Source organism: Burkholderia sp. BCC0397 (genome assembly GCF_902832865.1).
Taxonomy (GTDB): Bacteria; Pseudomonadota; Gammaproteobacteria; order Burkholderiales; family Burkholderiaceae; genus Burkholderia.
Genome location: NZ_CADFDL010000018.1, coordinates 44015 through 66121, shown reverse-complemented (window position 1 = coordinate 66121; position 22107 = coordinate 44015). Strand labels below are relative to the sequence as shown.

General features: G+C 64.4%; 20 protein-coding genes. 13 read left to right on the top strand and 7 right to left on the bottom strand.

Going from position 1 to position 22107, the window contains the following annotated elements:
• Window positions 1-282 precede the first annotated feature (282 nt).
• Entirely contained in the window at window positions 283-1497 is a 1215-nt protein-coding gene (locus tag HWX03_RS33465) for an FAD-dependent monooxygenase (protein WP_175874218.1), read from the bottom strand.
• Window positions 1498-1660: 163 nt separating this feature from the next.
• Here HWX03_RS33465 and HWX03_RS33460 point away from each other — a divergent pair, with 163 nt between their 5' ends.
• The 3 genes from HWX03_RS33460 to HWX03_RS33450 all read left to right on the top strand — a co-directional run bounded on the left by HWX03_RS33460 (window position 1661) and on the right by HWX03_RS33450 (window position 3921).
• Window positions 1661-2605, top strand: a complete 945-nt coding sequence (locus tag HWX03_RS33460; protein WP_175874217.1) for a LysR family transcriptional regulator — start codon at window positions 1661-1663, stop codon at window positions 2603-2605.
• A 34-nt stretch (window positions 2606-2639) separates the two neighbouring features.
• Window positions 2640-3011 (top strand): hypothetical protein, encoded by a 372-nt coding sequence (locus tag HWX03_RS33455; protein WP_175874216.1) that lies wholly within the window; start codon window positions 2640-2642, stop codon window positions 3009-3011.
• Between the two features lie 151 nt (window positions 3012-3162).
• Complete coding sequence (locus HWX03_RS33450) at window positions 3163-3921, top strand: SDR family oxidoreductase (protein WP_175874215.1); 759 nt, start codon at window positions 3163-3165, stop codon at window positions 3919-3921.
• A gap of 102 nt (window positions 3922-4023) precedes the next feature.
• Here the strand turns inward: HWX03_RS33450 and HWX03_RS33445 are convergent, their stop codons facing one another.
• A complete protein-coding gene (locus HWX03_RS33445) occupies window positions 4024-4398 on the bottom strand; it encodes a hypothetical protein (protein ID WP_175874214.1) in 375 nt (124 codons plus the stop codon).
• A 317-nt stretch (window positions 4399-4715) separates the two neighbouring features.
• Between HWX03_RS33445 and HWX03_RS33440 the strand changes: the two genes are divergently transcribed.
• From HWX03_RS33440 to HWX03_RS33420, 5 genes are all read left to right on the top strand, one after another.
• The gene (locus HWX03_RS33440; protein WP_175874213.1) at window positions 4716-5639 is read left to right on the top strand and encodes a LysR family transcriptional regulator; all 924 of its coding nucleotides are present in this window, start codon (window positions 4716-4718) and stop codon (window positions 5637-5639) included.
• A gap of 21 nt (window positions 5640-5660) precedes the next feature.
• Window positions 5661-6335, top strand: a complete 675-nt coding sequence (locus tag HWX03_RS33435) for a response regulator transcription factor (RefSeq protein WP_175874212.1) — start codon at window positions 5661-5663, stop codon at window positions 6333-6335.
• A gap of 152 nt (window positions 6336-6487) precedes the next feature.
• Entirely contained in the window at window positions 6488-9742 is a 3255-nt protein-coding gene (locus tag HWX03_RS33430) for an efflux RND transporter permease subunit (protein WP_175874211.1), read from the top strand.
• Window positions 9732-10937 carry an efflux RND transporter periplasmic adaptor subunit gene (locus HWX03_RS33425; RefSeq protein WP_175874210.1) on the top strand — a complete coding sequence of 402 codons (1206 nt, stop codon included), beginning with the start codon at window positions 9732-9734 and terminating at the stop codon, window positions 10935-10937. The genes HWX03_RS33430 and HWX03_RS33425 overlap by 11 nt, the downstream gene beginning before the upstream one ends.
• A complete protein-coding gene (locus HWX03_RS33420; protein WP_175874209.1) occupies window positions 10930-12396 on the top strand; it encodes an efflux transporter outer membrane subunit in 1467 nt (488 codons plus the stop codon). Before HWX03_RS33425 ends, HWX03_RS33420 begins: the two co-directional genes overlap by 8 nt.
• An 89-nt stretch (window positions 12397-12485) precedes the next feature.
• Here HWX03_RS33420 and HWX03_RS33415 read toward each other — a convergent pair whose 3' ends face one another.
• Window positions 12486-13661: a porin gene (locus HWX03_RS33415; RefSeq protein ID WP_175874208.1), complete on the bottom strand. Its 1176-nt coding sequence runs from the start codon at window positions 13659-13661 to the stop codon at window positions 12486-12488.
• A gap of 323 nt (window positions 13662-13984) precedes the next feature.
• Here HWX03_RS33415 and HWX03_RS33410 point away from each other — a divergent pair, with 323 nt between their 5' ends.
• Window positions 13985-14257 carry a DUF4148 domain-containing protein gene (locus HWX03_RS33410; RefSeq protein ID WP_175874207.1) on the top strand — a complete coding sequence of 91 codons (273 nt, stop codon included), beginning with the start codon at window positions 13985-13987 and terminating at the stop codon, window positions 14255-14257.
• Window positions 14258-14346: 89 nt separating this feature from the next.
• Here the strand turns inward: HWX03_RS33410 and HWX03_RS33405 are convergent, their stop codons facing one another.
• From HWX03_RS33405 to HWX03_RS33390, 4 genes are all read right to left on the bottom strand, one after another.
• Window positions 14347-14589 carry a hypothetical protein gene (locus HWX03_RS33405; RefSeq protein ID WP_175874206.1) on the bottom strand — a complete coding sequence of 81 codons (243 nt, stop codon included), beginning with the start codon at window positions 14587-14589 and terminating at the stop codon, window positions 14347-14349.
• Entirely contained in the window at window positions 14586-15269 is a 684-nt protein-coding gene (locus tag HWX03_RS33400; protein ID WP_175874205.1) for a response regulator transcription factor, read from the bottom strand. Before HWX03_RS33400 ends, HWX03_RS33405 begins: the two co-directional genes overlap by 4 nt.
• Before the next feature lie 58 nt (window positions 15270-15327).
• Window positions 15328-16659 carry a HAMP domain-containing sensor histidine kinase gene (locus tag HWX03_RS33395; protein ID WP_244132844.1) on the bottom strand — a complete coding sequence of 444 codons (1332 nt, stop codon included), beginning with the start codon at window positions 16657-16659 and terminating at the stop codon, window positions 15328-15330.
• A 79-nt stretch (window positions 16660-16738) separates the two neighbouring features.
• Window positions 16739-17416, bottom strand: a complete 678-nt coding sequence (locus HWX03_RS33390) for a response regulator transcription factor (protein ID WP_175822106.1) — start codon at window positions 17414-17416, stop codon at window positions 16739-16741.
• A gap of 847 nt (window positions 17417-18263) precedes the next feature.
• On the opposite strand from HWX03_RS33390, the gene HWX03_RS33385 reads away from it, so the two are divergent.
• The 4 genes from HWX03_RS33385 to HWX03_RS33370 all read left to right on the top strand — a co-directional run bounded on the left by HWX03_RS33385 (window position 18264) and on the right by HWX03_RS33370 (window position 22091).
• Window positions 18264-18569 (top strand): DUF4148 domain-containing protein, encoded by a 306-nt coding sequence (locus tag HWX03_RS33385; protein ID WP_175821635.1) that lies wholly within the window; start codon window positions 18264-18266, stop codon window positions 18567-18569.
• A gap of 389 nt (window positions 18570-18958) precedes the next feature.
• Window positions 18959-20128 (top strand): porin, encoded by a 1170-nt coding sequence (locus tag HWX03_RS33380; RefSeq protein WP_175874203.1) that lies wholly within the window; start codon window positions 18959-18961, stop codon window positions 20126-20128.
• 702 nt (window positions 20129-20830) lie between these two features.
• Window positions 20831-21181, top strand: a complete 351-nt coding sequence (locus tag HWX03_RS33375; protein WP_175874202.1) for a hypothetical protein — start codon at window positions 20831-20833, stop codon at window positions 21179-21181.
• 25 nt (window positions 21182-21206) lie between these two features.
• Complete coding sequence (locus tag HWX03_RS33370; protein ID WP_175874201.1) at window positions 21207-22091, top strand: glutathione binding-like protein; 885 nt, start codon at window positions 21207-21209, stop codon at window positions 22089-22091.
• The last annotated feature ends 16 nt before the right edge of the window (window positions 22092-22107 follow it).

The window sequence follows — 22107 nt, the reverse complement described above, 5'->3', positions numbered from 1 at the left end:
CAGCTTGTCACGAGCGACGAAACCGTCCAGCCCCGCCTCCCTCGCATATCGCGCTAAATCACTCGTTCGGTTGACGAAGCCGGCTCCATGGAAATTCAGTGACGTATCGCATGGTACGCCGGCACCCGACACCGCGTCGCTTTGAGCAACGCATGGGCGCGCGGCTTCGCGATATCGAACAGGTCGAACACGACACCGGACATTCGACTGACTGCGCGTGACGCCGACGCGGCTCGCCGGCCCGCGTCCGGGGATATCAACATTCCCGGCGGGTGGTCCCCCTCAAAGCCACGTCCCGCCCTGCCGCTCGCTCGGCTCCGCATCGAGCGCATCGAAATCGTGAATCCAGCCCAGGTGATGCAGCACGCTGTCGCGGTCGGCCAGACGCGCATTGCGCGCCTGCGCGGCCGGCCCGTCGGGAAGATGCAGCACGTCGGCCGCCGAGATCGACGCGTATTGCACCTTGCGCGTCCGGCCGCGGCGCAGCCGCTCGTATGCTTCCTGCGCTTCGCGCCAATTACCCGGCCCGGCCATCGCCAACTGCGCGGCCAATACCACCGCATCCTCGATCGATTGATTCGCACCCTGCCCATGGTGCGGCACCAGTGCATGCGCGGCATCGCCGATCAACGTCACGCGCCCGCGGCTCCAGCGGCCGAGCGGCGGACGGTGGAACAGCCCCCAGCGCTGGCTGATCGGCACGGCAGTGATCATCTGCACCACCGCCGGATGCCAGTCGCCGAATACACGCAGTTGCTCGCCTTCCTCGGCCGGCATGACCCAGTCGCGCGACGGCCACGGTGAAGGATGCCGCTCGACCAGCAGGAAATTCTGGTCGCCGTTGTCGCCGATCGGATAGTGCAGCAGATGCCCGTGCGGCCCGACCCAGAACTGGATCGTGTCGGGATCGGGCAGCAAATCCATGCGCGCGGCCGGCACCACGCCGCGAAAGCCCGAGCAGCCCGAATACAGCGCATCGTCGTAACCGAGCATCCAGCGCCGCGTGATCGAACGCGCGCCGTCCGCTCCGATCACGAGATCGGCGTCGACGCGCGCACCATTGTCGAACGACAGCGTCACGCGATCGGGGTGCTGCGTCAGATCGACCAGCCGATGGCCGAGATGGATGCAGCCGGGACCGACCGCCGTCGACAGCACGGCCTGCAGATCCGCGCGATGCACGCCCCAGTACGCGCCGCCGAATTGCCGGCGGTAGTCGGGTTCGCCGCGATGATGGCCGATCACCGCGCCGCTGCGCCCGTCGCGATAGACGAGCCCCGGGATGTCCGCACATACCGCGTCGAAGGCCGCGCGCAAGCCCATGCGTTCGTAGAAGCGCGTCGCATTGGCCGACAGCGCGACGGCCGCGCCGACTTCGCGCAATTCAGGGGTCTGCTCGTAGAGTTGCGCATCGATGCCGTGCTCGCGCAATGCAAGCGCGAGGGTCAGGCCGCCGATACCGGCGCCGACGATCGCAATCTTCAGGTTCGTCTGCATGAAGGTGTCTCCGATATTCATGGGTGAGGTGCGCGACTTGTGCGGCGGTCATGTCGAATGCATGCACCGTATCGGTATTTTCAGGAGTGGACTTTTATCCAGCAATAAAATGAAATGAATCTGCTTCATCACTGAACGCAATAAACCGGGCCACGCAAAACCGATGGAACTGAGCGATATCGACCTCAACCTGCTGCTGCTTTTCCAGCGGCTGATGCAGGAACGGCGCGTGTCGAGCGTCGCCGAGCAGATGAACATGAGCCAGCCGGGCGTCAGCAATGCGCTCGCCAAGCTGCGCCGCCGGCTCGGCGATCCGCTGTTCGTGCGTGGGCCCGGCGGCGTCGTGCCGACGCCGTTCGCGCTGCGTCTCGCCGAACCCGTGTCGCATGCGCTCGCGACGCTGCATGCCGCACTGAACCCCGAGACCGGCTTCGATCCGAGGCGCGCCACGCGCACGCTGACCATCGGCATGACCGATATCGGCGAAGTCGTGTTCCTGCCCGCGCTGCTCGAACACCTGTCGCATGCGGCGCCGGGCATCGCGCTCAATACCGTGCGCAACACGAGCGTCAACCTCGGCGACGAAATGGCCGACGGCCGCGTCGATCTCGCGATCGGCCTGCTGCCGCAACTGAAGGGCGGGTTCTATCAGCGCCGGCTGTTCGATCAGCGCTATGTATGCCTGTTCCGACGCGGGCATCCGCTCGAGCGGGCGCCGCTGACGGTCGACGCGTGGCGCGACGCCGAACATCTGGTCGTGGTGTCGGCCGGCACCGGCCACGGGCAGGTGGACGAATGGTTGAAGCGGCGTCGCGTGAAGCGCCAGGTGCGGCTGACGGTGCCGCATTTCATGAGCGTGGGCTACATCCTGCAGCGCACCGACCTGATCGCGACGGTGCCCGAGCATCTCGCGCTGCAGCTCGCCGCGCCGTTCTCGCTCGGCTGGCGTGCGCTGCCCGTCACGCTGCCCGGTGCGCCGATCCATATGCTGTGGCATGCACGGGTCAATCAGGACGAAGGGAACCGCTGGCTGCGCGACGTCGTGGTCGAGTTGTTTGCGGAAACCGGCGCGCGAACGCGAAAGGCCGCACCCGCCCGGCGGAAATGATCATGGCGATCGCCTGTCACGGAGAACCGAGTCGATGATTCCCAGACGCGTGCATGCGCTCTATCTCAAACATCGTCCCGACGTGGATCTGGTCAAATGCGAATGGATCCATCTGCTGTCGACTGGCAGCGTCGATCGCGACCTTCTCTGGAAGATGCTGTCGACGATCGGTTCCGCGGACGTCGTGATCCACGTTCGTCGTAAGATCGGCGATTTTCTGCCGATCGAGCCCGCGATCGCTTTTATCGGCGAACACATCGGCAAAGGGCAGATGCTCGTCTCCGATCGCGCATTCACGAACTTCGTCATCGTCGCGCACAACGGCGTGGCGGCGACCTGGCCACAATGCCTGACGCGAAGCCGGATCGATTTACTGCCGGGCGCGCCAAACGCCACGGCGGTATAGTCGACCGATCGCGAGAGCGTGTCGCGCGGTCAATCGCGCTTCGCGGCTCCGCATCAACAGGCATGTCGCGCATTTCGACTACATTGCCGAAGTGGCGACGGCATCGGCCATCGGCCACCTCTCCCGTCACTCAACCCGCAGGAACCCAGCCATGTCTGTCTCGAAGAAATTCGCCGCCGTCACGGGCGCCGGCTCCGGCATCGGTCGCGCCGCGGCCATCGCGCTCGCCCAGGCCGGCTTCACCGTCGCGCTGCTCGGGCGCACGGAGGCATCGTTACGCGAAACGCAGGACGCCATCCGCGCCGCCGGCAGCGACGCGCAGGTGTTTCCCGTCGACGTCACCGATGAAACCTCGGTCGACCACGCGTTTGCGCAGATCGCGCAGCAGTTCGGCCGGCTCGATGTCCTGTTCAACAATGCCGGCCGCAATGCCCCGGTCGTTTCCCTCGACGACTACGAACTCGACGTGTGGAACAGCGTCGTCGCGACGAACCTGACCGGCGTCTTTCTGTGTGCGCGGGCCGCGTGGCGGCTGATGAAAACGCAGACGCCGCAGGGCGGCCGAATCATCAACAACGGCTCGATCTCGGCGCACGCGCCACGCCCCGATACGATCGCGTACACGGCCACCAAGCATGCGGTGACCGGGATCACGAAGTCGCTGGCGCTGGACGGCCGCCGATACAACATCGCGTGCGGCCAGATCGACATCGGCAACGCCGCGACGTCGCTCACGGAACGCATGACGCAAGGCGTCCCGCAAGCGGACGGCAGCCTGGCGCCCGAGGCGCGGATGGACGTCGCGCATGTCGCGAACGCGGTCGTCCAGATGGCGAATCTGCCGCTCGACACCAACATCCTCAACATGACGATCATGGCGACGGCGATGCCGTTCGTCGGGCGCGGATAGCACGCGCCGCGACCTGCGCCGGGAGGCAGCGTTCACGCACTGACTGCTGCCGAATCACCCCGTGGCGACGACACCGAATGCAAGCGCGTTCACGACACGGCTTCAGTGAGGCAGGCCGAGCGCCTGCTGCTCGTCCTCGAGCAGTTGCGTCAGCGAACCGTGCAACCGTTCAAGGCTGCGCGGCGGCAGTGCAAAGCTTGCCCAACCGAGCCCGCTATGACGCAGTAACAGCACCACGCCACCCTCCAGCGGATGGCGCTCGGCATACCAGCAGGGATCCATTTCCGTCACGAATTGCTGCGCGTGCGGCGGACGTTCCGGCACGGCAGGCTGCATCGACGCGCGCAGCAAGCTCAAGTACTGGATGACTGCGTCCACATCTTCCGGATCGAGCACTGCCGCGCCTCGTTCAATCGACATCAGCACCACGGGCTTGCCGCGCTCTTCGATCATCTTGATGCTCAACGGTTGGGCCATTTTCGTCGTCCTTGCCGCAGTTACGTGTTCCCATTATCGACGTCGGTACACCTTAGCCGCCTGAAGATTTGTGATCTGCGCATGAATCTTTTTTTAGAAAGCTTTAGACAACGCGTCGCGCCGTCGTCTGTCGGGCTCCGCCGCTTTCTAAACGAAATTTCATCCGGCCAGCACTGTTTCTTTAGCGTCCCGCACCCGCGCGCATTCCATACTTGATTCGCCGCCCACTCCGGCGGGCGCAGCGCGATACGCCGACGTAGCCCGATGAAGACGGACGCGCCGCCGCGTATTTCCGGCAAATCCATTCCCCGCCGATCATGAACCAACTGCAAGCGATGCGTGTCTTTATGCGCGTGGTCGAGTTATCGAGCTTCAGTCTCGCCGCCCGTCAGCTCGGCATGTCGGCCGCCGCGGTCACGCGCAGCGTCGGCATGCTCGAGGCCCATCTGAACATGCGTCTGTTGAACCGGACCACGCGCAGCCTGTCGCTCACCGAGACAGGCCGCGACTATCTCGACGGCTGCCGCACGATCATCGAGAAGCTCGACGAGATCGAATCGAACCTCGCGCAGGTCAATCGCGACCCGCACGGTACGCTGCGCATCGCCGCGTCGGCAACCTCGGTTGCGGCCGGGCTTTGTGCACTGCTGTCCTCGTATCGCCTCGCGCATCCGCGCGTGCGATTCGATGTGACGACATTCGATATCCAGGTCGACATGGTAGAAGGCGGCTACGACGTATGCTTCTGCGACGATCACCGCCTCGTCAACTCGACCTTCGTGTCGCGGACCTTGACGCGCGTGCGCGACGTGGTCGTCGCGTCTCCCGACTACCTCGCGCGCCACGGCACGCCGGTCGAGCCGGTCGAACTGAATACGCACAGCCTGCTGACCGTGTCGAACGGCGCCGCGCGCAACTGGGAGTTTTCGGATATCGACGGTTCCTGTCGCATCTATACCGGCAATGCGCTGGCGTCGACCAGCAACATGACGGTGCGGATCGCGGCACTCGATCACATGGGCATCGCGCAATTGCCGCATCCGCTCGTTGCCGACGATCTCGCGCGCGGCACGTTGTTGCCGATTCTCGAACGCTACGAAGTGAACGGCGGCCCGCGCTGCGTATCGATCCTCTACCCGAGTCGCAATTACCTGTCCACGAAAGTGCGCAGCTTCATCGACTACGTGGTCGACCACTATCGCACGCCCGACCGCACCGCCCTGCAGCTTGCCGCTGCCTGATTCCGCCGGATCGCGCACGCCATGGCACACATCCTGACGATCGAGGACGATCCGCTGATTGCGGATCACATTGCGCACACGCTGCGTGCCGAAGGCCACCGGATCGACGTCGCGCGCACCGGCCGGGACGGCATGGCCCGCGCGATGAGCGCGGACTACGACGTCGTCACGCTCGATCGCATGTTGCCTGACCTCGACGGGCTGACGATCCTCGCGACGATGCGCGGCGTCGGCCTCGATACGCCGGTGCTCGTGATGAGTTCGATGTCGGAGGTCGATCAGCGTATCCAGGGGCTGCGCGCAGGCGGCGACGACTACCTCGTCAAGCCGTTCTCGCTCGAAGAGATGTGTGCGCGCATCGACGTGCTGATTCGCCGACGGCCGCGCGGCACGCACGTCGAGACGGTGCTGCGCGCCGGCGAGCTGGAGCTAGACCTGGTGCGGCGACGCGCCATGCTGGGTGCGCACGAGCTCGTACTGCTGCCGACCGAGTCCCGCGTGCTTGAATTCATGATGCGCAACGCCGGCCGCGTGCTCACCCGCACGATGATCTTCGAGGCCGTGTGGGGCTGCCGCTTCGATCCGGGTACGAACCTGATCGACGTGCACATCGGCCGCCTGCGCAAGAAGGTGAACCGGCCAGGCGCGGCGCCGCTGATCCGCACGATCCGCGGCGCGGGCTACCTGCTCGGTTGAATCCGCTCGCTACTTAAAACTTGTTTCATCTTTTTTGCGACCGGCTGTTAGGGGCCGCTCCGCAGAATGCGGGCATCGGATGCGCATCGGTGTTTTCCCGAAGACGTGCGCATCCGGCTCTTCTACGACGATTTTGAACGGAGCAGCACCTCATGCTGAAAATTGTCCGGCTCGCGCTCGCCCGGCCCTATACGTTCGTCGTACTGGCGCTGCTGATCCTGATCGCAGGCCCGCTCGCGGCAGTCCGAACGCCCATCGACATCTTCCCGGACATCCGTATCCCGGTGATCAGCGTCGTCTGGAACTACGCCGGCCTGCAGCCGGACGACATGTCCGGACGCGTGATCACGTACTACGAGCGCACGCTCGGCACGACGGTCAACGATATCCAGCATATCGAGTCGCAATCGTTCCGCGGCTACGGCATCGTGAAGATCTTCTTCCAGCCGACCGTCGATATCCGCACGGCGACCGCGCAGGTCACGTCGATCTCGCAGACCGTGCTCAAGCAGATGCCGCCCGGCACCACGCCGCCGCAGATCCTCAACTACAACGCGTCGACCGTGCCCGTGCTGCAGATCGCACTGACCAGCAACACGCTCGACGAACAGAAGCTGGAGGATTATGCGGTCAACTTCATTCGACCGCAGTTGCTGTCGGTGCCTGGCGTCGCGATTCCGACGCCGTACGGCGGCAAGGCACGTGAAGTACAGATCGACCTCGACCCGCAGGCGCTGCAGTCGAAAGGGCTGTCGGCGCAGGACGTCGCGCACGCGCTCGCGCAGCAGAATCAGATCATCCCGGCCGGCACGCAGAAGATCGGCCGCTTCGAATACAACATCAAGCTCAACAACAGCCCGCTCTCGCTCGACGCGTTGAACGACCTGCCGATCAAGTCGGTCGACGGCACGACGATTTACATCCGCGACGTCGCGCATGTGCGCGACGGCTTCCCGCCGCAGGGCAACATCGTGCGCGTGGACGGCCACCGCGCGGTGCTGATGAGTATCCTGAAGAACGGCTCGGCGTCGACGCTCGACATCATCGCCGGCGTGAAGGCGAAGCTGCCGCTGGTCGAACAGACGCTGCCGCCGGGCCTGAAGCTCGTCACGATGGGCGACCAGTCGACCTTCGTGAAGGGCGCCGTCAGCGGCGTGGCGCGCGAAGGCATCATCGCCGCCGCGCTGACCTCGCTGATGATCCTGCTGTTCCTCGGCTCGTGGCGCTCGACGCTGATCATCGCCGCATCGATCCCGCTGGCCGTGCTCTCGGCGATCGCGCTGCTCGCGGCCACCGGCGAAACGCTCAACGTGATGACGCTCGGCGGCCTCGCGCTCGCGGTCGGGATCCTGGTCGACGATGCGACGGTGACGATCGAGAACGTGAACTGGCACCTCGAACAGGGCAAGGACACGCGCACCGCGATCGTCGACGGCGCGAAACAGATCGTGATGCCGGCGCTCGTCTCACTGCTGTGCATCTGCATCGTGTTCGTGCCGATGTTGATGCTCGACGGCATCTCGCGCTTTCTGTTCGTGCCGATGGCCAAGGCGGTGATCTTCTCGATGGTGTCGTCGTTCGTGCTGTCGCGCACCTTCGTGCCGATGCTCGCGCAATACCTGCTCAAGCCGCACGCATCGGCCGGTCACGCATCGGGCGAACTGGCCGCGGTCATGGATCCGCACGCGGGCCATGCCGGCGCGCACGACGTCCCGCCGTCGCGCAATCCTCTGGTGCGCTTCCAGCGTGCATTCGAGCGCCGCTTCGAGTCCGTGCGCGGGTCGTATCGGATCCTGCTGGGCCTCGCGCTCACGCGCCGCAAGCCGTTCGTCGTCGCCTTCCTCTGCATCGTGGCGGCCTCCTTCCTGCTGGCACCGTGGCTCGGTCGCAATTTCTTCCCGACCATCGATTCCGGCGAGATCGCGCTGCACGTGCGTGCGCCGGTCGGTACGCGTGTCGAGGAAACCGCCGCCGAGCTCGACCGTATCGAGAACACGATTCGTGGCGTGATCCCGCCCGCGCAGTTGCGCGAAGTGATCGACAACATCGGCCTGCCGAACAGCGGGATCAACCTGACCTACAACAACAGCGGCACGCTCGGGCCGCAGGACGGCGACATCCTGATCTCGCTGTCGCACGATCACGCGCCGACCGCCGACTACGTGCGCGAGCTGCGCGAACGCCTGCCGCGCGCCTATCCGGGCACTACGTTCTCGTTCCTGCCCGCCGACATCGTCAGCCAGATCCTCAACTTCGGCGCACCGGCCCCGGTCGACCTGCAGGTGGCCGGCCCCAACCAGCAGGCAAACCTCGCTTATGCGCACGAGCTGTATCGCAAGCTGCGCCTGATCGCCGGTGTCGCCGACCCGCGCATCCAGCAGGCCAGCACCTATCCGCAGTTCACGGTGACGGTCGACCGCACGCGCGCCGACCAGCTCGGCATCACCGAGCAGGACGTGACGAACTCGGTGGTCGCGACGCTGGCCGGCACCAGTCAGGTCGACCCGACCTACTGGCTCAATCCGCACAACGGCGTGTCCTATCCGATCGTCGCGCAAACGCCGCAGTACAGGATGACCACGCTGTCGGCGCTGCAGAACCTGCCGGTCACCGGCGCGAATGGCCAGTCCCAGCTGCTGGGCGGCCTGGCCACGATCACGCGCGGCGTCGGCAACGCAGTGGTGTCGCACTACAACATCGAACCGCTGTTCGACATCTATGCGACCACCCAGGGGCGCGATCTCGGCGCGGTCGCGGCCGACATCGACGGCATCGTCAAGGCCACCGCCAAGGATCTGCCCAAGGGCTCGACCGTCACGCTGCGCGGCCAGGTGCAGACCATGAACGGCGCGTTCGCCGGCCTGCTGCTCGGCCTCGTTGGCGCGATCGTGCTGATCTACCTGCTGATCGTCGTGAACTTCCACTCGTGGGCCGACGCATTCGTGATCGTCTCGGCCCTGCCGGCGGCGCTGGCCGGCATCGTCTGGATGCTGTTCACCACGCATACGCCGCTGTCGGTGCCGGCGCTGACCGGCGCGATCCTGTGCATGGGCGTGGCCACCGCGAACTCGATCCTCGTCGTCAGTTTCGCGCGCGAGCGCCTGGCCGAAACCGGTAACGCGCTGGCCTCCGCGCTCGAAGCCGGTTTCACGCGTTTCCGCCCGGTGCTGATGACCGCGCTCGCGATGATCATCGGCATGGCGCCGATGGCGCTCGGCCTCGGCGACGGCGGCGAGCAGAACGCGCCGCTCGGCCGCGCCGTGATCGGCGGCCTCGCGTGCGCGACGATCGCGACGCTGTTCTTCGTTCCTGTCGTGTTCAGCCTCGTGCATCGGCGCGACGCGCTGAAGCACGACGCTTCCCGCGCTTCCTCCCCTTCCGCGTCCGGAGCTTCCCATGTCCACTGAGATCGATATCAAGTCGCCGAAACGGCTGCCCAACCTCAAGCTCGTCGCCACGATCACCGCGCTGATCGCGGTCGGCATCGTGGCGACCGGCATCATCGGCCGCGCGCACGCGAAACAGGAAATGACCAGCTGGTCCGCCGAACAAGCGGTGCCGACCGTGGTCGCGTACACGCCGTCGACCGGCGGCGACGGTGCGACGCTCGTGCTGCCCGGCCACCTGTCCGCGTTCGAGAGCGCGCCGATCCATGCGCAGGTGTCGGGCTACCTGCATGCGTGGTACACCGATATCGGCGCGCACGTGAAGTCGGGGCAACTGCTCGGGCTGATCGATACGCCCGAGCTCGACCAGCAACTGCAGCAGGCACGCGCCGACCTGCAAAGCTCGCTCGCCAACGAGAAGCTTGCGGCGTCCACGGCCGCGCGCTGGACCAGGATGCTCGCGCAGGATTCGGTGTCGCAGCAGGAAACCGACGAAAAGACCAGCGACCTCGCGGCCAAGCAGGCGATCGTCGCGGCCAACGAGGCCAACGTGCGGCGCCTCGACGCGCTCGAGGCGTTCAAGCGCATCGTCGCGCCGTTCGACGGCGTCGTCACCGCGCGCAAGACCGACATCGGCCAGTTGATCTCGGCCGGCGGCGGCGCCGGCCCGGAGCTGTTTGCGGTGTCCGACGTACACCGGATGCGCGTCTACGTGAGCGTGCCGCAGAACGAGGCCGCCGCGATCCGGCCCGGCATGACGGCCACGCTGACCGTGCCGGAGCATCCGGGCGAGACCTTCCGGGCGACGCTCGCCGACACCGACGACTCGATCGCCGATTCGACCGGCACGCTGCTCGTCCAGTTGATGGTCGACAACCCCGACGGCAAGCTGATTCCCGGCGAATACACCGAAGTGCATTTCGCGCTGCCGGCCGGCAGCACCCACGTGCTGACGATTCCGGCCAGCTCGTTGATCTTCCGGCAGGCCGGCCTGCAGGTCGCCGTGGTCGGCAAGGACAATCGCGCGGTATTCAAGCCCGTGACGATCGCGACCGACCTCGGCACGCACGTGCAGATCGCGACCGGCCTCGCGCCGGACGATCGCGTGATCGACAACCCGCCCGACTCGCTCGCCGCCGGCGACCCGGTCAGGCTCGCGGCGCCGGCCCGCACCGTCGCGTCGGCCGCGCACGATACGGAGCGTGCGAATGGCTAACCGGCTTCGGCTCTGCGCGATGCTCGCCGGCGTCGCGTTCCTCTCCGCGTGCTCGTTCGCGCCCGCCTATCACGCACCGCAGACGGCGCTGCCGGCCAGCTTCAAGGAAGCGGGCGGCTGGCAGGCCGCGAAGCCGGCCGACCGCATCGCGCGCGACGGCTGGTGGAAGGCGTTCCGCGATCCCGTGCTCGACCGGCTCGAAGCACGGGTGGCCGCGGCCAACCCCGACGTGGCCGCGGCCGTGGCTCGCCACGACGAAGCGGCCGCGCTGTTCGATCAGGCGCGTTCGGGGCTGTTCCCGACCATCGGCCTCGGCGCGCAGGTCTCGAGCAACCGTCAATCGGCCACGCGGCCGCTGCGCGGCTCGAACCAGCCGAACGTCTATGGCAACAACACACTCGACGCCGGCTTCGACTACGACCTCGACTTGTGGGGGAAAGTCCGGAACGAAGTCGCGGCCGGGCGCGCCGACGCACAGGCCAGCGCAGACGATCTCGCGTCGGTGCGGCTGAGCCTGCAGGCCAGCCTCGCCAGCGCGTACTTCAGCCTGCGCGGGCTCGACCAGCAGCAACAGCTGCTGATCGACACGATCGACACCTACCAGCGCGCGCTGCACCTGACGATGAGCCGGCACGCGGGCGGCATCGCGTCCGATCTCGACGTCTCTCGCGCGCAGACGCAGCTCGATTCGGCCCGCGCGTCGGCCGAGGACGTCCGGGCGCGGCGCGCGCTTGACGAGCACGCGATCGCGACGCTCACGGGCGTACCGGCGTCGTCGTTCTCGCTGATGCCGGACCTGAACGCGGCGTATCTGCCGACGATCCCGGCCGGCATTCCCGCGACGCTGCTGCAACGGCGTCCCGACGTCGCGGCCGCCGAGCGGCGCATGGCCGCCGCCAACGCGAAGATCGGCGTGGTGCGCGCGGCGTTCTTTCCCGACATCACGCTCGGGCTGGTCGGCGGCTACCAGAGCTCGGGCCTCGGCCACTGGCTCAGCGCGCCGAACGAGATCTGGTCGATCGGGCCCAGCCTCGCGCTGACGCTGTTCGACGGCGGCCGGCGCCAGGCGCTCACCGACCAGGCGCACGCACAGCTGGCCGAGAACGGCGCGAAATACCGCGCCGTGGTGCTCGACGCGTGCCAGCAGGTAGAAGACAACCTCGCACTCACGCACCACCTCGGCGACGAAGCCGATCGCGAGCAGGAGGCGCTCGACGCGGCCGAACGCACGTTGCAGCTGTCGATGTCGCGCTATCGGGACGGCGTCGTCAGCTATCTCGACGTGGTGACGGCGCAGACCACCGAACTCGATACGAAGGTCGCGATGCTGGCGCTGGACACGCGCCGGCAACTGGCGGCGGTGGGGTTGATCGCCGCGCTGGGCGGCGGGTGGTCGACGGATGAAGCCGTATCCGGTCCGCAAGCACCGGCCGCGACGCCGGCCCGTTCAGCGAACTGAACCCCTTGCGACATGTACGAGGCGTGTCGCATTTTCAAGGCACCCGTCGCGATGACGGGTGCCGTTTTTTTTTACGTCAGCCCCGCCACTCAGAACTTGTGACGGATGCCGGCCGCGACCACGGCCTGACGATCGTTGCCCGATGCCGCCAGGTTGAAGATCCCCGCGTTGCCGAGCACCTCGACGCCGTCCGCACCCGTCACGCGCTGGTACACGCCTTCCAGATAGAGGTCGGTACGGCGCGACAGCGCATAGTCGGCCTGCAGCATGAACTGGTTCCACTTCGGCGCGATGCTGCGGCCCGCATCGTCGAAGCGGCCCTGCGTGAACGTATAGGCGCCGCCCAGCGAAAAGGCCGGCGTCAGGAAATAGCGCGCATTCAGTTCGTAGTTGCTGAACGTCAGCAACTGGCCGTTCACCGTGCCGTACGAACCGCCTTGCGACAGTTCGCGCGGATCGTTCAGGATCGTTCTCGTATAGACCAGACCGACCGTCGCATGCTCGAACGCATAGTGCGCACCCGCGCCGAACGTGCGCCAGCGGCCGCCGGCCAGCATCGCATCGCCGTCCGAACTGCTCAGCGAACCGCCGGTGTTCTTCGGCGTGTTCACGCCGCCTGGCTGGTTCGACTGCAGGTACGCGACGGCGAGGTCGACCGGGCCGTTCACGTACTGCGCGCCGACGCTGTACGCGTTGTCGTTGCTGAACCCGCCACCCTGGTTGCTGAAGCCGTACGCGCCGCCGAACGTGAAGCCGCCGTAGTTCGCACTGCGGAACTTCACCGCGTTGTTCATGCGCGTGTCGTTGGCGAGGTTGTCGTTGTCGTATGGGTGATCGGCGAGGTTGCCGCCGAATCCCGACCCCGTCGCCGACAGCGGCGCGACGAAGTCGACCAGGAAGTCGTACTGGCGGCCGAGCGTGACCGTGCCCCACTGGCGGCTCGCGAGGCCGACCCACGCCTGGCGGCCGAACTCGTCGCCGCCGTTGCCGAACTTGCCGTTCGCGACGTTGAAGCCGTTCTCGAGCGTGAACACGGCCGCCAGGCCGCCGCCGAGATCCTCGTTGCCGCGCAACCCCCAGCGCGACGTGCTGACGTTGCCGCTCTGGACACCGTAGACGGGCCCCGCGCCCGCGGCCGATTTCTGGTTGCTGATGTAGTCCAGGCCCGCGTCGATCGTGCCGTACAGCGTCACGCTGCTCTGCGCATGCGCCGCGCTCGCAAGCAGGCATGCGACCGCCGCCGGAATTGCCAGATATTTCTTCATGATGGTTTCATTAGAGTGGATCGGTCTGCTCGCATCGCCGGCCCGTGTGGCAGGGCCGCTCGTGCGCGATGCGATGGCGCACAATTTAGGCAGCGGGCATGACAGCGCCGTTATCGAAACGGCCCGCAAAATGAAACCTGCTTCATCTTCACGACATACCGGTTGCATGTCTGCGCGAATGCGCGCCGGTGCATGAATTTCTTTTCACGTTGCGTATGCCGATCCGCTAACGTCCGTCCTCTATGCTTGTCCTCAACCCGTGCGCGACACCGACACGCCGCGCCGGGGGATCGACCCAGTCAATCATCATGAGGACTCCCAACATGAAGACCGCCAATATCGTCGCCGCCGCCCTGCTCGCCGCCATCGGCACGCTGTCCGTTCCCGCGTTTGCACTGACCGGCAGCCAGCCGATGCAGATGTCCCCGGCCGCCACCAAGGACGGCGCGCCCGGCACTCAGGCTGCCGGCCAGTGGGTGCCGCCTTACGGCCAGCCAATCCACGAGAAGACACGCGCCGAGGTCCATGCCGAGCTCGTGCATGCCGAACAGGACGGGCAGCTCAAGTATCTGAACTCCACGCTCTATTCGCATTGATGCGCGCGACAGGGCGGCCGGGCGCGGCGCCCGGCTCACGCCGTCCACGCCACGCTCGCCGCCAGCAGCGACGCCCCCCGTCCACCGAATTACTCGCCATCGATGAAGCTTCGTCCGTTGCTCGCTCGTTCCGCCCGTATCACGCTCTTGGCGATCGCTGCCGGCGTCGTGTTGTCCGGCTGTGCCGCCGCGCAGCCCGACGGCCCCGGCGATTGTGTCGGCCCGCCCGACTTCTGCGTGCCGTTCTTCGGCTCGTAAACGGACATGACGGGCGCGCCGCCATCGGCAGCGCGCCCGTCATGTCCGTTGCGTGGCCGGAGCCGCGCGTTCATGCGTCCGGCAGCGTCACCTGGTAGCCATAGCGGCTCACCGTATCGATCCGGACGTCGGGCAGATGCCTCGCGAGCTTGCGGCGCAGCCGCGACACCACGAGATTGACGCTCGATGGATCGACATCCTCCTTGTCCTGCCATACATACCGGATCAATTGGTCGCGCGGCACCGGCGCGTTCGGATGGCGCATCAGGCATTCGAGCAACAGGAATTCCCGGTGCGTCACGGCGACGCGCAGCTTGCCGTCCTTGAGTTCGCGCGCCAGGGCTTCGAACGCGGACGCTGCCGCGATCGGACGGTCCGCATCGCGCGGCCCGGCCAGCCGCCGTAACGCCTGCAGGCGTTCGTTCAGCTCGATGAACGAATACGGTGCGCCGAAACACGCATCGGCGCCCGCGCGCAGCACATGAATGCGTTCGCGCGCCGACGCCTCGCCGATCAGCACCACGAGCGCGGCGCCGCCGCCGTCGGCGACGAAACGCGGCAGCATCGCAATCAGCGCGGCATCGCTGCCGGGCTCGAAGGCGGTCGCGACGATCGCGTCGAACGCCTCCTGCGACGCGAGGAACAGGCCGTCGCGCAGATCGTCGGCGCGCTGCAGGCTGTGCCCGCTCTCCTGCAGCGCCTTGTGCAGCCACGACGCTTCCGGATGCGGCGAAGTCACGAACAGGACGCGCATCGTCAACTTGCCCCGCGGCTGAAATATGCAAACACGTGCAGCCTTATCAGGACGGCCATCATCCGAGCGACTTCGGCCAACATTCGATCGTCACGCGCGTGCCGGGCTCGGCATCGCCTATCCGCAGCGTGAAATCGTGCACGTTGACGACCGTCGACACGATGCTCAGGCCGAGCCCGGCCCCGGCGAGATGCCCGGTACGGCGGCTGCGGTAGCGATGCCGCAGCACCGCCTCGCGCTCGTCGGCCGCGATGCCCGGGCCGTTGTCGATTACGTCGATGCGTGGGCCGCACGGCGTGTCATGAAGTTCCAGGCGGACGGTATCGCCCGACGTCGTGTACTTGAGCGCATTGTCGAGCAGGTTGCTCAGCGCCTCGAACAGGAGTGCGCGATCGCCGTGAATCCGCGCGACCGGGTTGACGGACTGCACGAAGTGGATCGCACGACTGTCCGCGAGCGGCTCGAACAACTGCCCGACGTCCATGATCAAATCCTCCAGCGACAGCTCCGCGAATCCGCCTCGCCGCTGCAACGAACCGATTTCGGCGATACGCAGCATCGCCCGGAAACGACTGAGCAACACGTCGGTCTCGTTGCGCGCACGCGAAACGAGGCCCGCCAGCACGGCATCGTCGAACCGCGCCGCACGCTGCGCCGCCTGCGCGAGCAGCGTGTGCACGTGTACGAGTGGTGTCCGCAAGTCATGTGCGATGCCGTCGCAGACACCCTTTACCTCGTTCATCAGGCGCTCGATCTCCTCGAGCATATGGTTGACGAGATGGGACAGCAGATCGATCTCGTCGTGTCCGCCGACCGGCAGCCGCTGGCCGAGATCGCCCTGCGCAATACACTGCGTGATACGCCGGACCTCCTTCAGACGCCGCATTTGCCGCACACTGAGCATCAAGCCGCCGACGACGCCCGCGCCAAGGCAGAGCATCCCGCCGCCGACCAGCGCCTGGATGATCGCCGCGCGGATTCGCAGGATGTGCGTGAGGTCGCGGCCGAGCACCAGCACGTCGCCGTTCGTACGCCGCTCCGCCATCGCGCGGACGACCGGCGGCACCTGGTCCCCCGCGATCGGCATCGTGTGATCGAGCGTCACGCCGTTGCGGGTCGGCCGTATGCCGGCGGGCAACGCCAGCACATCGCCGGCAATATGCCTGCCGTCTGCGGTAAAAAGTCCGTAGTAGTTGGTGTGCATCCGCTCGTGCTCGATCCGGTGCAGGATCGCGGCGGGAAGCTGGTCGTCCTGTATCGAATCGAAGTAGATCATCTGCCAATCGATCACCGTGTCGGTTTCCCGCTCCATGTCGTGCGTGATCACCGATGCGATGAAACCGAGCAGCAGCATGACCGACACGGAGAACGTGACGGCATAGACCGACACGAGCCGAAACGTACTCGAGTACCAGCGTCGCTTGGGTGCCGCGGGGACGTGATCCGCGACGGACGTCACGGTAGCCGACTCAGCCAAGGCGATACCCTGCCCCGCGTACCGTCTGGATCATCTGCTTCGCATCGGGTGGATCGATCTTCCTGCGCAACCGGCCCATGTGCACTTCGATCAGGTTTGTGCCGGGATCGAAGTGATAGCCCCATACGGCCTCGAACAACATCGTCCGCGTGATGGTTTGCCCGGCATTGCGCATCATGTATTCGAGCACGCGGTACTCGGTCGGCAACAACACGATTTCTTCGCCATCGCGAAACACCTTGCGTGAGATCAGATCGAGCTTGAGCGGGCCGACGGCCAGCGTCGTGTCGAGCGCGGCCGGTGCGGCGTGGCTCCGACGCAGCAGCACCTCCAGGCGCGCGGCCATTTCCTCGGGATCGAACGGTTTGGTCAGATAGTCGTCGCCCCCCGCGCGCAGCCCGCGAACCCGCTCGTCGACATCACCGAGCGCACTCAGCATCAGCACGGGTGTGCGCACGCCGACGCTGCGCATCGTGGTCAGGATCGTGAGGCCATCGACGACCGGCAGCATCCGGTCGAGCGTGATCACGTCGAACTCGTTGCCGAGCGCGCGGACCATGCCATCGCGCCCGTTCGCCACCCATTCGACCGTAAAGCCGCGCCCCTTCAGCTCCCTCACTATTTCGTTCGCGGTGATTTCGTCGTCTTCGATCGTGAGTACGCGCGCGATGGCCGTACTGTCCTCGGCCAGCTTGTCAGGCAGGGCCGGCTCGTTACCCGGGGAAGCTGATGATGCCATTTACGATTCTCGTCTTCATCGAAGGGACGTCTGCGTTTCGATACCCGACGGTAGAACGCGCTCGAGTCGAGCTTATACGCGCACGCGTAAAAGATGCGCATCCGCTTCATGAAGAAAGTTTCATGTCCGGCAGCATCGCTGCGGAGCCGTCGTCGGCCCTGGCTGGCGTGCCATTGCAACGAAGATGGAAACGCCACCGCATGCGGGCCGTTGCGACACGATGCCGTATCGCGGCCTTCGGCACGCGCCAGCCGCTGCGATCGGCTGCGTACCGAGCGCCGCAACGCGCAATCAGCCCTGGTTCGTTCGCGTACCCGATCTTCCCGCGCGATGCGAGGCGAGATCACGTGCGGCATCGATCGCACGATCCCTATGTTCGGCCTTCACGTGCGAGAGCGTCACATCGGCGATCGCGAGCCCTGTTCCCTGAACCTTCGCGAACGCCGGCAGCGACGAACATACCAGCGCAATCAGTCCAGCCATCATGACGGTTGATTTCATTGCAATACCCCAGTGCGCACCGCGCGGTGCGCGGCATCGATTGATCCATCGCTCGACGATACGCCGCTGCGCCTAACCATCCGGGAACACGCGCATGAAGGATTCTTTAACTTTCAATGCACTCGGCAGCCCGTGCATGGCCCGATCCGGGCTTGCCTAAAACATGTTTCATCATCTCGCTGCCGTTTAGATAGTCCGCTGTCCCTAATCTTCGTCCTGCGGCCGACGCAGGCATCCTGCCGTACGGCCTCGACCCAACGCTATCCAGGAGCCGAAGATGAATCATCCCGTCCGTTACCTCGTCTGCGCCGCCATGCTCGCATTGAGCGTCTCCGCGCATGCCGAGACGAAGCTCACGTCGGCGCAATGCCATGACTATCCGTTCGTGCACACGAACGGCCAGGTCTCCCACCGACAGCTCGTCAACGAACTGAACGAGCTGGAATCCGTCGGCTACAACCCGTCGTCCGGAGACGAGAGCAGCTATCCCGACGATATCGATTCTGCGCAGGCGCGCCTGATGCAGAAGTACCAGCACGATTGTGCCGGGGCGGCCAATACCGTCGCGTCGAGCGGTAACTGAATCGTCCGCTGCAACCGTTCTCCGACTTTGCGCGCGAGCCTCGTGGCCGCGCGCGTTTTTTTTGTGAAGTTGATCCGACGCGATCGTCGACAGCACGCGCTACCGGTTCCTCGGGCATAAAATTTTCATGTCAACCGGAGGAAATTATAAAAACAACACATCGCAGAGTGTTCGATAGCAGTGCAACTCAACAGCCCCCCATCTTTCCGCGTGACATCGATCGGCGCATGACACTTTCGAATACTGAAAGATTGTCTTTCCACGCGCGGTGCGGCGACCGTTTTTCCCTCTGCCTACACTGCCTCGTCCGTTGAGATCGCATTTCGGGACAACACCGAAGTCAGCGCCATCCAGCGCCGACTACCCGTCCACACCATTAGAGGAACTAAATGAAACGTCAAGCGATGAAATTGTCCTGGTTCGTATTCGCGCCGGCACTCCTGCTCGCAGGTACAGCGCACGCACAACAGAGCGTCACGCTATATGGACTGATAGACGAAGGCCTCAACTTCACGAGCAACGCAGGCGGTCATAGCGCATGGCAGATGTCGAGCGGTGACACATTTGGCAGCCGCTGGGGCTTGAAAGGCAGTGAAGACCTGGGTGGCGGCGACAAGGCCATTTTTCAGCTCGAAAATGGCTTTAACGTGAACAGCGGCAAGCTGGGTCAGGATTCGAGCATGTTCGGCCGTCAGGCGTTCGTGGGCCTGTCGTCTTCACGGTATGGCACGCTCACGCTCGGACGCCAGTACGATACCAGCGTCGATGCGCTCGGCTTCGGCAGTATCACGGCGGCTGGCAACTGGGCGGGCGACATCAATACCCACCCATTCGACAATGACAATACGGATTGGGATTTCCGCGTCAACAATGCCGTCAAGTATGTCACCCCGACATACCGTGGATTCACCGCGGAAGCGATGTACGGCTTCAGCAACCGGCCCGGCGGATTCTCGAACAATCGCGTCTGGGGCGCCACGCTGAACTACCAGAACGGCAACCTGACCGCGGCAGCGTCCTATCTGAAGCTCAACAATCCGGGGCTCGCGGCCGGTGGCGCGGTCAGCAGTGGCGACCTCTTCAACGGGTCGTCGCAGCAGGACATCGGCGTAGCCGCTTCATACCAGTTTACCCACGTACTCGTCGGCGCCGCGTGGTCCCATGTCGATGTCTATCACCCCGGCGGCAATGCATGGATGGACAATACCACCCTGCAGAATGGCGCGACGTGGAATGCGTGGAAATTCGATAACTTCGAACTCAACGCGCAGTACTACTTCACTCATGCCATGTGGCTGGGAGCGGCCTACACTTTTACCATGGCGCATCTGTCCGCGTCCGACACGAAATATGTGCCCAAGTGGCACCAGATCGGCCTGATGCTCGACTATGACCTGAGCAAACGCACTTCGCTGTATCTGCAAGGCGCCTGGCAGCATGTCGTCAGCGCGCATACCGGGACCAGCTTTGACGAAGCACAGATTGTGGACGCGTCGGCCGGAACGTCGTCAGGACCCAACCAGATGGTCTATCGCATGGGCTTGTTGCATCGCTTCTAACCACCCGGGCTCCCGCACCGGAACCTGCTCAGCGCGGCTTCGGTGCGGCCATCGGTGGGTCAATCGAAATTTGATGCGAATCGCCCGCCGGAATCGCAGCATAAACCGATCTAAGATTTTCGCCCCACTAGGGTGCGTTTCGCGCCATGCCGACCCGGCGTGGTCACTTTTCACGTTCCGCCATTTCCCATCGTCCTGATTTCAAGTCTGCAAGCGAGTCATCGCCGGCGAGACATTGCCGCGCGCGACAAAGTACGGCGTCACATCTTAGTGAAAGAACGGCTGAATTGATTTAAATGTCGGAATTATTTTGAATGACCAAATCATGAATGGATAATCTGAAATCTCATTTCGACGAATTCGGTGAATATGTAATGTATCTTTCGATAAAATAACACACCCCGCAATGAAAAAAGCTTGACAGAGTTTGATCACCCAGGCGATCATAAAAATCAAGTAAAACGAATTTCATTCATACCGAGGGATATCTCAGGGTCGACCTGCCTCCCATTTTTCGAGCGACCTCGTCCGAAACGTGAGAGTTTTCTTGTCGTCTATTTCAACTTTCCTCGATGTAATCTGTCATGCGCCGTTGCAGGCGTGGCGGGGAATATCAGTCAGCCATCGAGTTGTCACGGCGTGAATGCCTTTGTATTTCTAATGACATTCTAGTCGTTTGCGCGCGGCACGATCCATGCGCTGGTGGGTGAGGCCCGCCTCTTCATCTCCGGAACGGCGAGTATCCGGTCGCACGAAACCATCGGCTCGACGGTGGACGAACAATTGAAGATCACGTTCGAGAATATTGAAACCCTGGTCGAGAATGGCCGACAGAAGTTGATTACCGAGGGCCGCCGGATCCACGGCGGACATTTCGAGTCCGCGAAGATCTATGTCCGGCACGAGCGCGATCTGCGCTACGTGGCGGATCAGGTTCGTGAGCATTTCCAACTGGGAGCGGATCTCGCTCCGGCTTTACTGTCCGACATCTGTCGCGCGGACCTTCTGCTGGAGATCGAGGGCGTCTACCAATTCTCGCTTTATGAAAACTGATTGTTTCTTTCCACCGGAAGGCTATGTGCTGGGGATTCCCGGCGGGCCGATCCTACCGCAGCAGATTTTTCGTTCGCCGCTCATGGAGCGTCGCCTGCAAGCCGGCAAAAACCGTTATAGCTTGGTCTATTCGGCGGTCGCGCCGTCAGGGCAGAAACTCGCGCTGGCCGTTATCTGCGCGGGTTTGCTCGATACTGTCGGCGTCCTGTGCGTCGAGGAAGGCAAGCTGTCGCATACACGGTCCGACGACGCCAATGCGCTGGTGTGGACGCCATTCGATGCGGCCGACGCGGTGATCGTCCAGATCGCGCGGCAATACCGATTGCCGGCGCTCGTCGATCTGGAGACGCACTCGGTAGTCAGCAATGATCCTTACACGTTGCCGTACAAGATCATCTTCGACCTCGGCAGCGAACACGACAGTAACGATGACGTGCTGAATGCCGCCCGTATGCGCCGCGACGATCACGTCGCGATCGAGCAGGACCTTTTCTACAACCTGCATGCGGCAGTCTACCGGTCAGGATTTCTAGACGGTCAGGCTTCGTACGACGCCGAAGTGGCCAAGGTCTACGACTACCTGCACCGGCTGGACGCGACCCTGGTCAATGAGCGGTATCTGGCCGGCGACGCGCTGAGTATCGCCGACTTGTGGCTGTTCAGCCTGCTGATCCGTTACGACAACGTTTACGCGACTGCATTTCGCTTGCACAAGTATCGGCTGAGGGACTTTTCCGGGATCTGGCGGTACGTCCGACGGCTTTACCAAAAGGAGGCGTTCTGCCTGACTACCAACTTTGACGTGATTTCGAGAGGCTATTTCATAGGCATCCCCGCTCTCAATCGCGGTGTGGTGCCTCGCGGGCCGGATGACCTGTTCTTGTCAGAAAAATATGGAAGGATGAAATGAGACTGAAACGTGACCG

Bases quoted from the DNA above. Each gene is read 5' to 3' on its own strand.
- HWX03_RS33380 (WP_175874203.1), top strand. From the start codon at position 18,959: ATGAAACGTCAAGCGATGAAATTGTCCTGGTTCGTATTCGCGCCGGCA.
- HWX03_RS33430 (WP_175874211.1), top strand. From the start codon at position 6,488: ATGCTGAAAATTGTCCGGCTCGCGCTCGCCCGGCCCTATACGTTCGTC.
- HWX03_RS33460 (WP_175874217.1), top strand. From the start codon at position 1,661: ATGGAACTGAGCGATATCGACCTCAACCTGCTGCTGCTTTTCCAGCGG.
- HWX03_RS33435 (WP_175874212.1), top strand. From the start codon at position 5,661: ATGGCACACATCCTGACGATCGAGGACGATCCGCTGATTGCGGATCAC.
- HWX03_RS33465 (WP_175874218.1), bottom strand. From the start codon at position 1,497: ATGCAGACGAACCTGAAGATTGCGATCGTCGGCGCCGGTATCGGCGGC.
- HWX03_RS33400 (WP_175874205.1), bottom strand. From the start codon at position 15,269: ATGCGCGTCCTGTTCGTGACTTCGCCGCATCCGGAAGCGTCGTGGCTG.
- HWX03_RS33385 (WP_175821635.1), top strand. From the start codon at position 18,264: ATGAATCATCCCGTCCGTTACCTCGTCTGCGCCGCCATGCTCGCATTG.
- HWX03_RS33410 (WP_175874207.1), top strand. From the start codon at position 13,985: ATGAAGACCGCCAATATCGTCGCCGCCGCCCTGCTCGCCGCCATCGGC.
- HWX03_RS33405 (WP_175874206.1), bottom strand. From the start codon at position 14,589: ATGAACGCGCGGCTCCGGCCACGCAACGGACATGACGGGCGCGCTGCC.
- HWX03_RS33450 (WP_175874215.1), top strand. From the start codon at position 3,163: ATGTCTGTCTCGAAGAAATTCGCCGCCGTCACGGGCGCCGGCTCCGGC.
- HWX03_RS33440 (WP_175874213.1), top strand. From the start codon at position 4,716: ATGAACCAACTGCAAGCGATGCGTGTCTTTATGCGCGTGGTCGAGTTA.
- HWX03_RS33455 (WP_175874216.1), top strand. From the start codon at position 2,640: ATGATTCCCAGACGCGTGCATGCGCTCTATCTCAAACATCGTCCCGAC.
- HWX03_RS33445 (WP_175874214.1), bottom strand. From the start codon at position 4,398: ATGGCCCAACCGTTGAGCATCAAGATGATCGAAGAGCGCGGCAAGCCC.
- HWX03_RS33420 (WP_175874209.1), top strand. From the start codon at position 10,930: ATGGCTAACCGGCTTCGGCTCTGCGCGATGCTCGCCGGCGTCGCGTTC.
- HWX03_RS33425 (WP_175874210.1), top strand. From the start codon at position 9,732: ATGTCCACTGAGATCGATATCAAGTCGCCGAAACGGCTGCCCAACCTC.
- HWX03_RS33415 (WP_175874208.1), bottom strand. From the start codon at position 13,661: ATGAAGAAATATCTGGCAATTCCGGCGGCGGTCGCATGCCTGCTTGCG.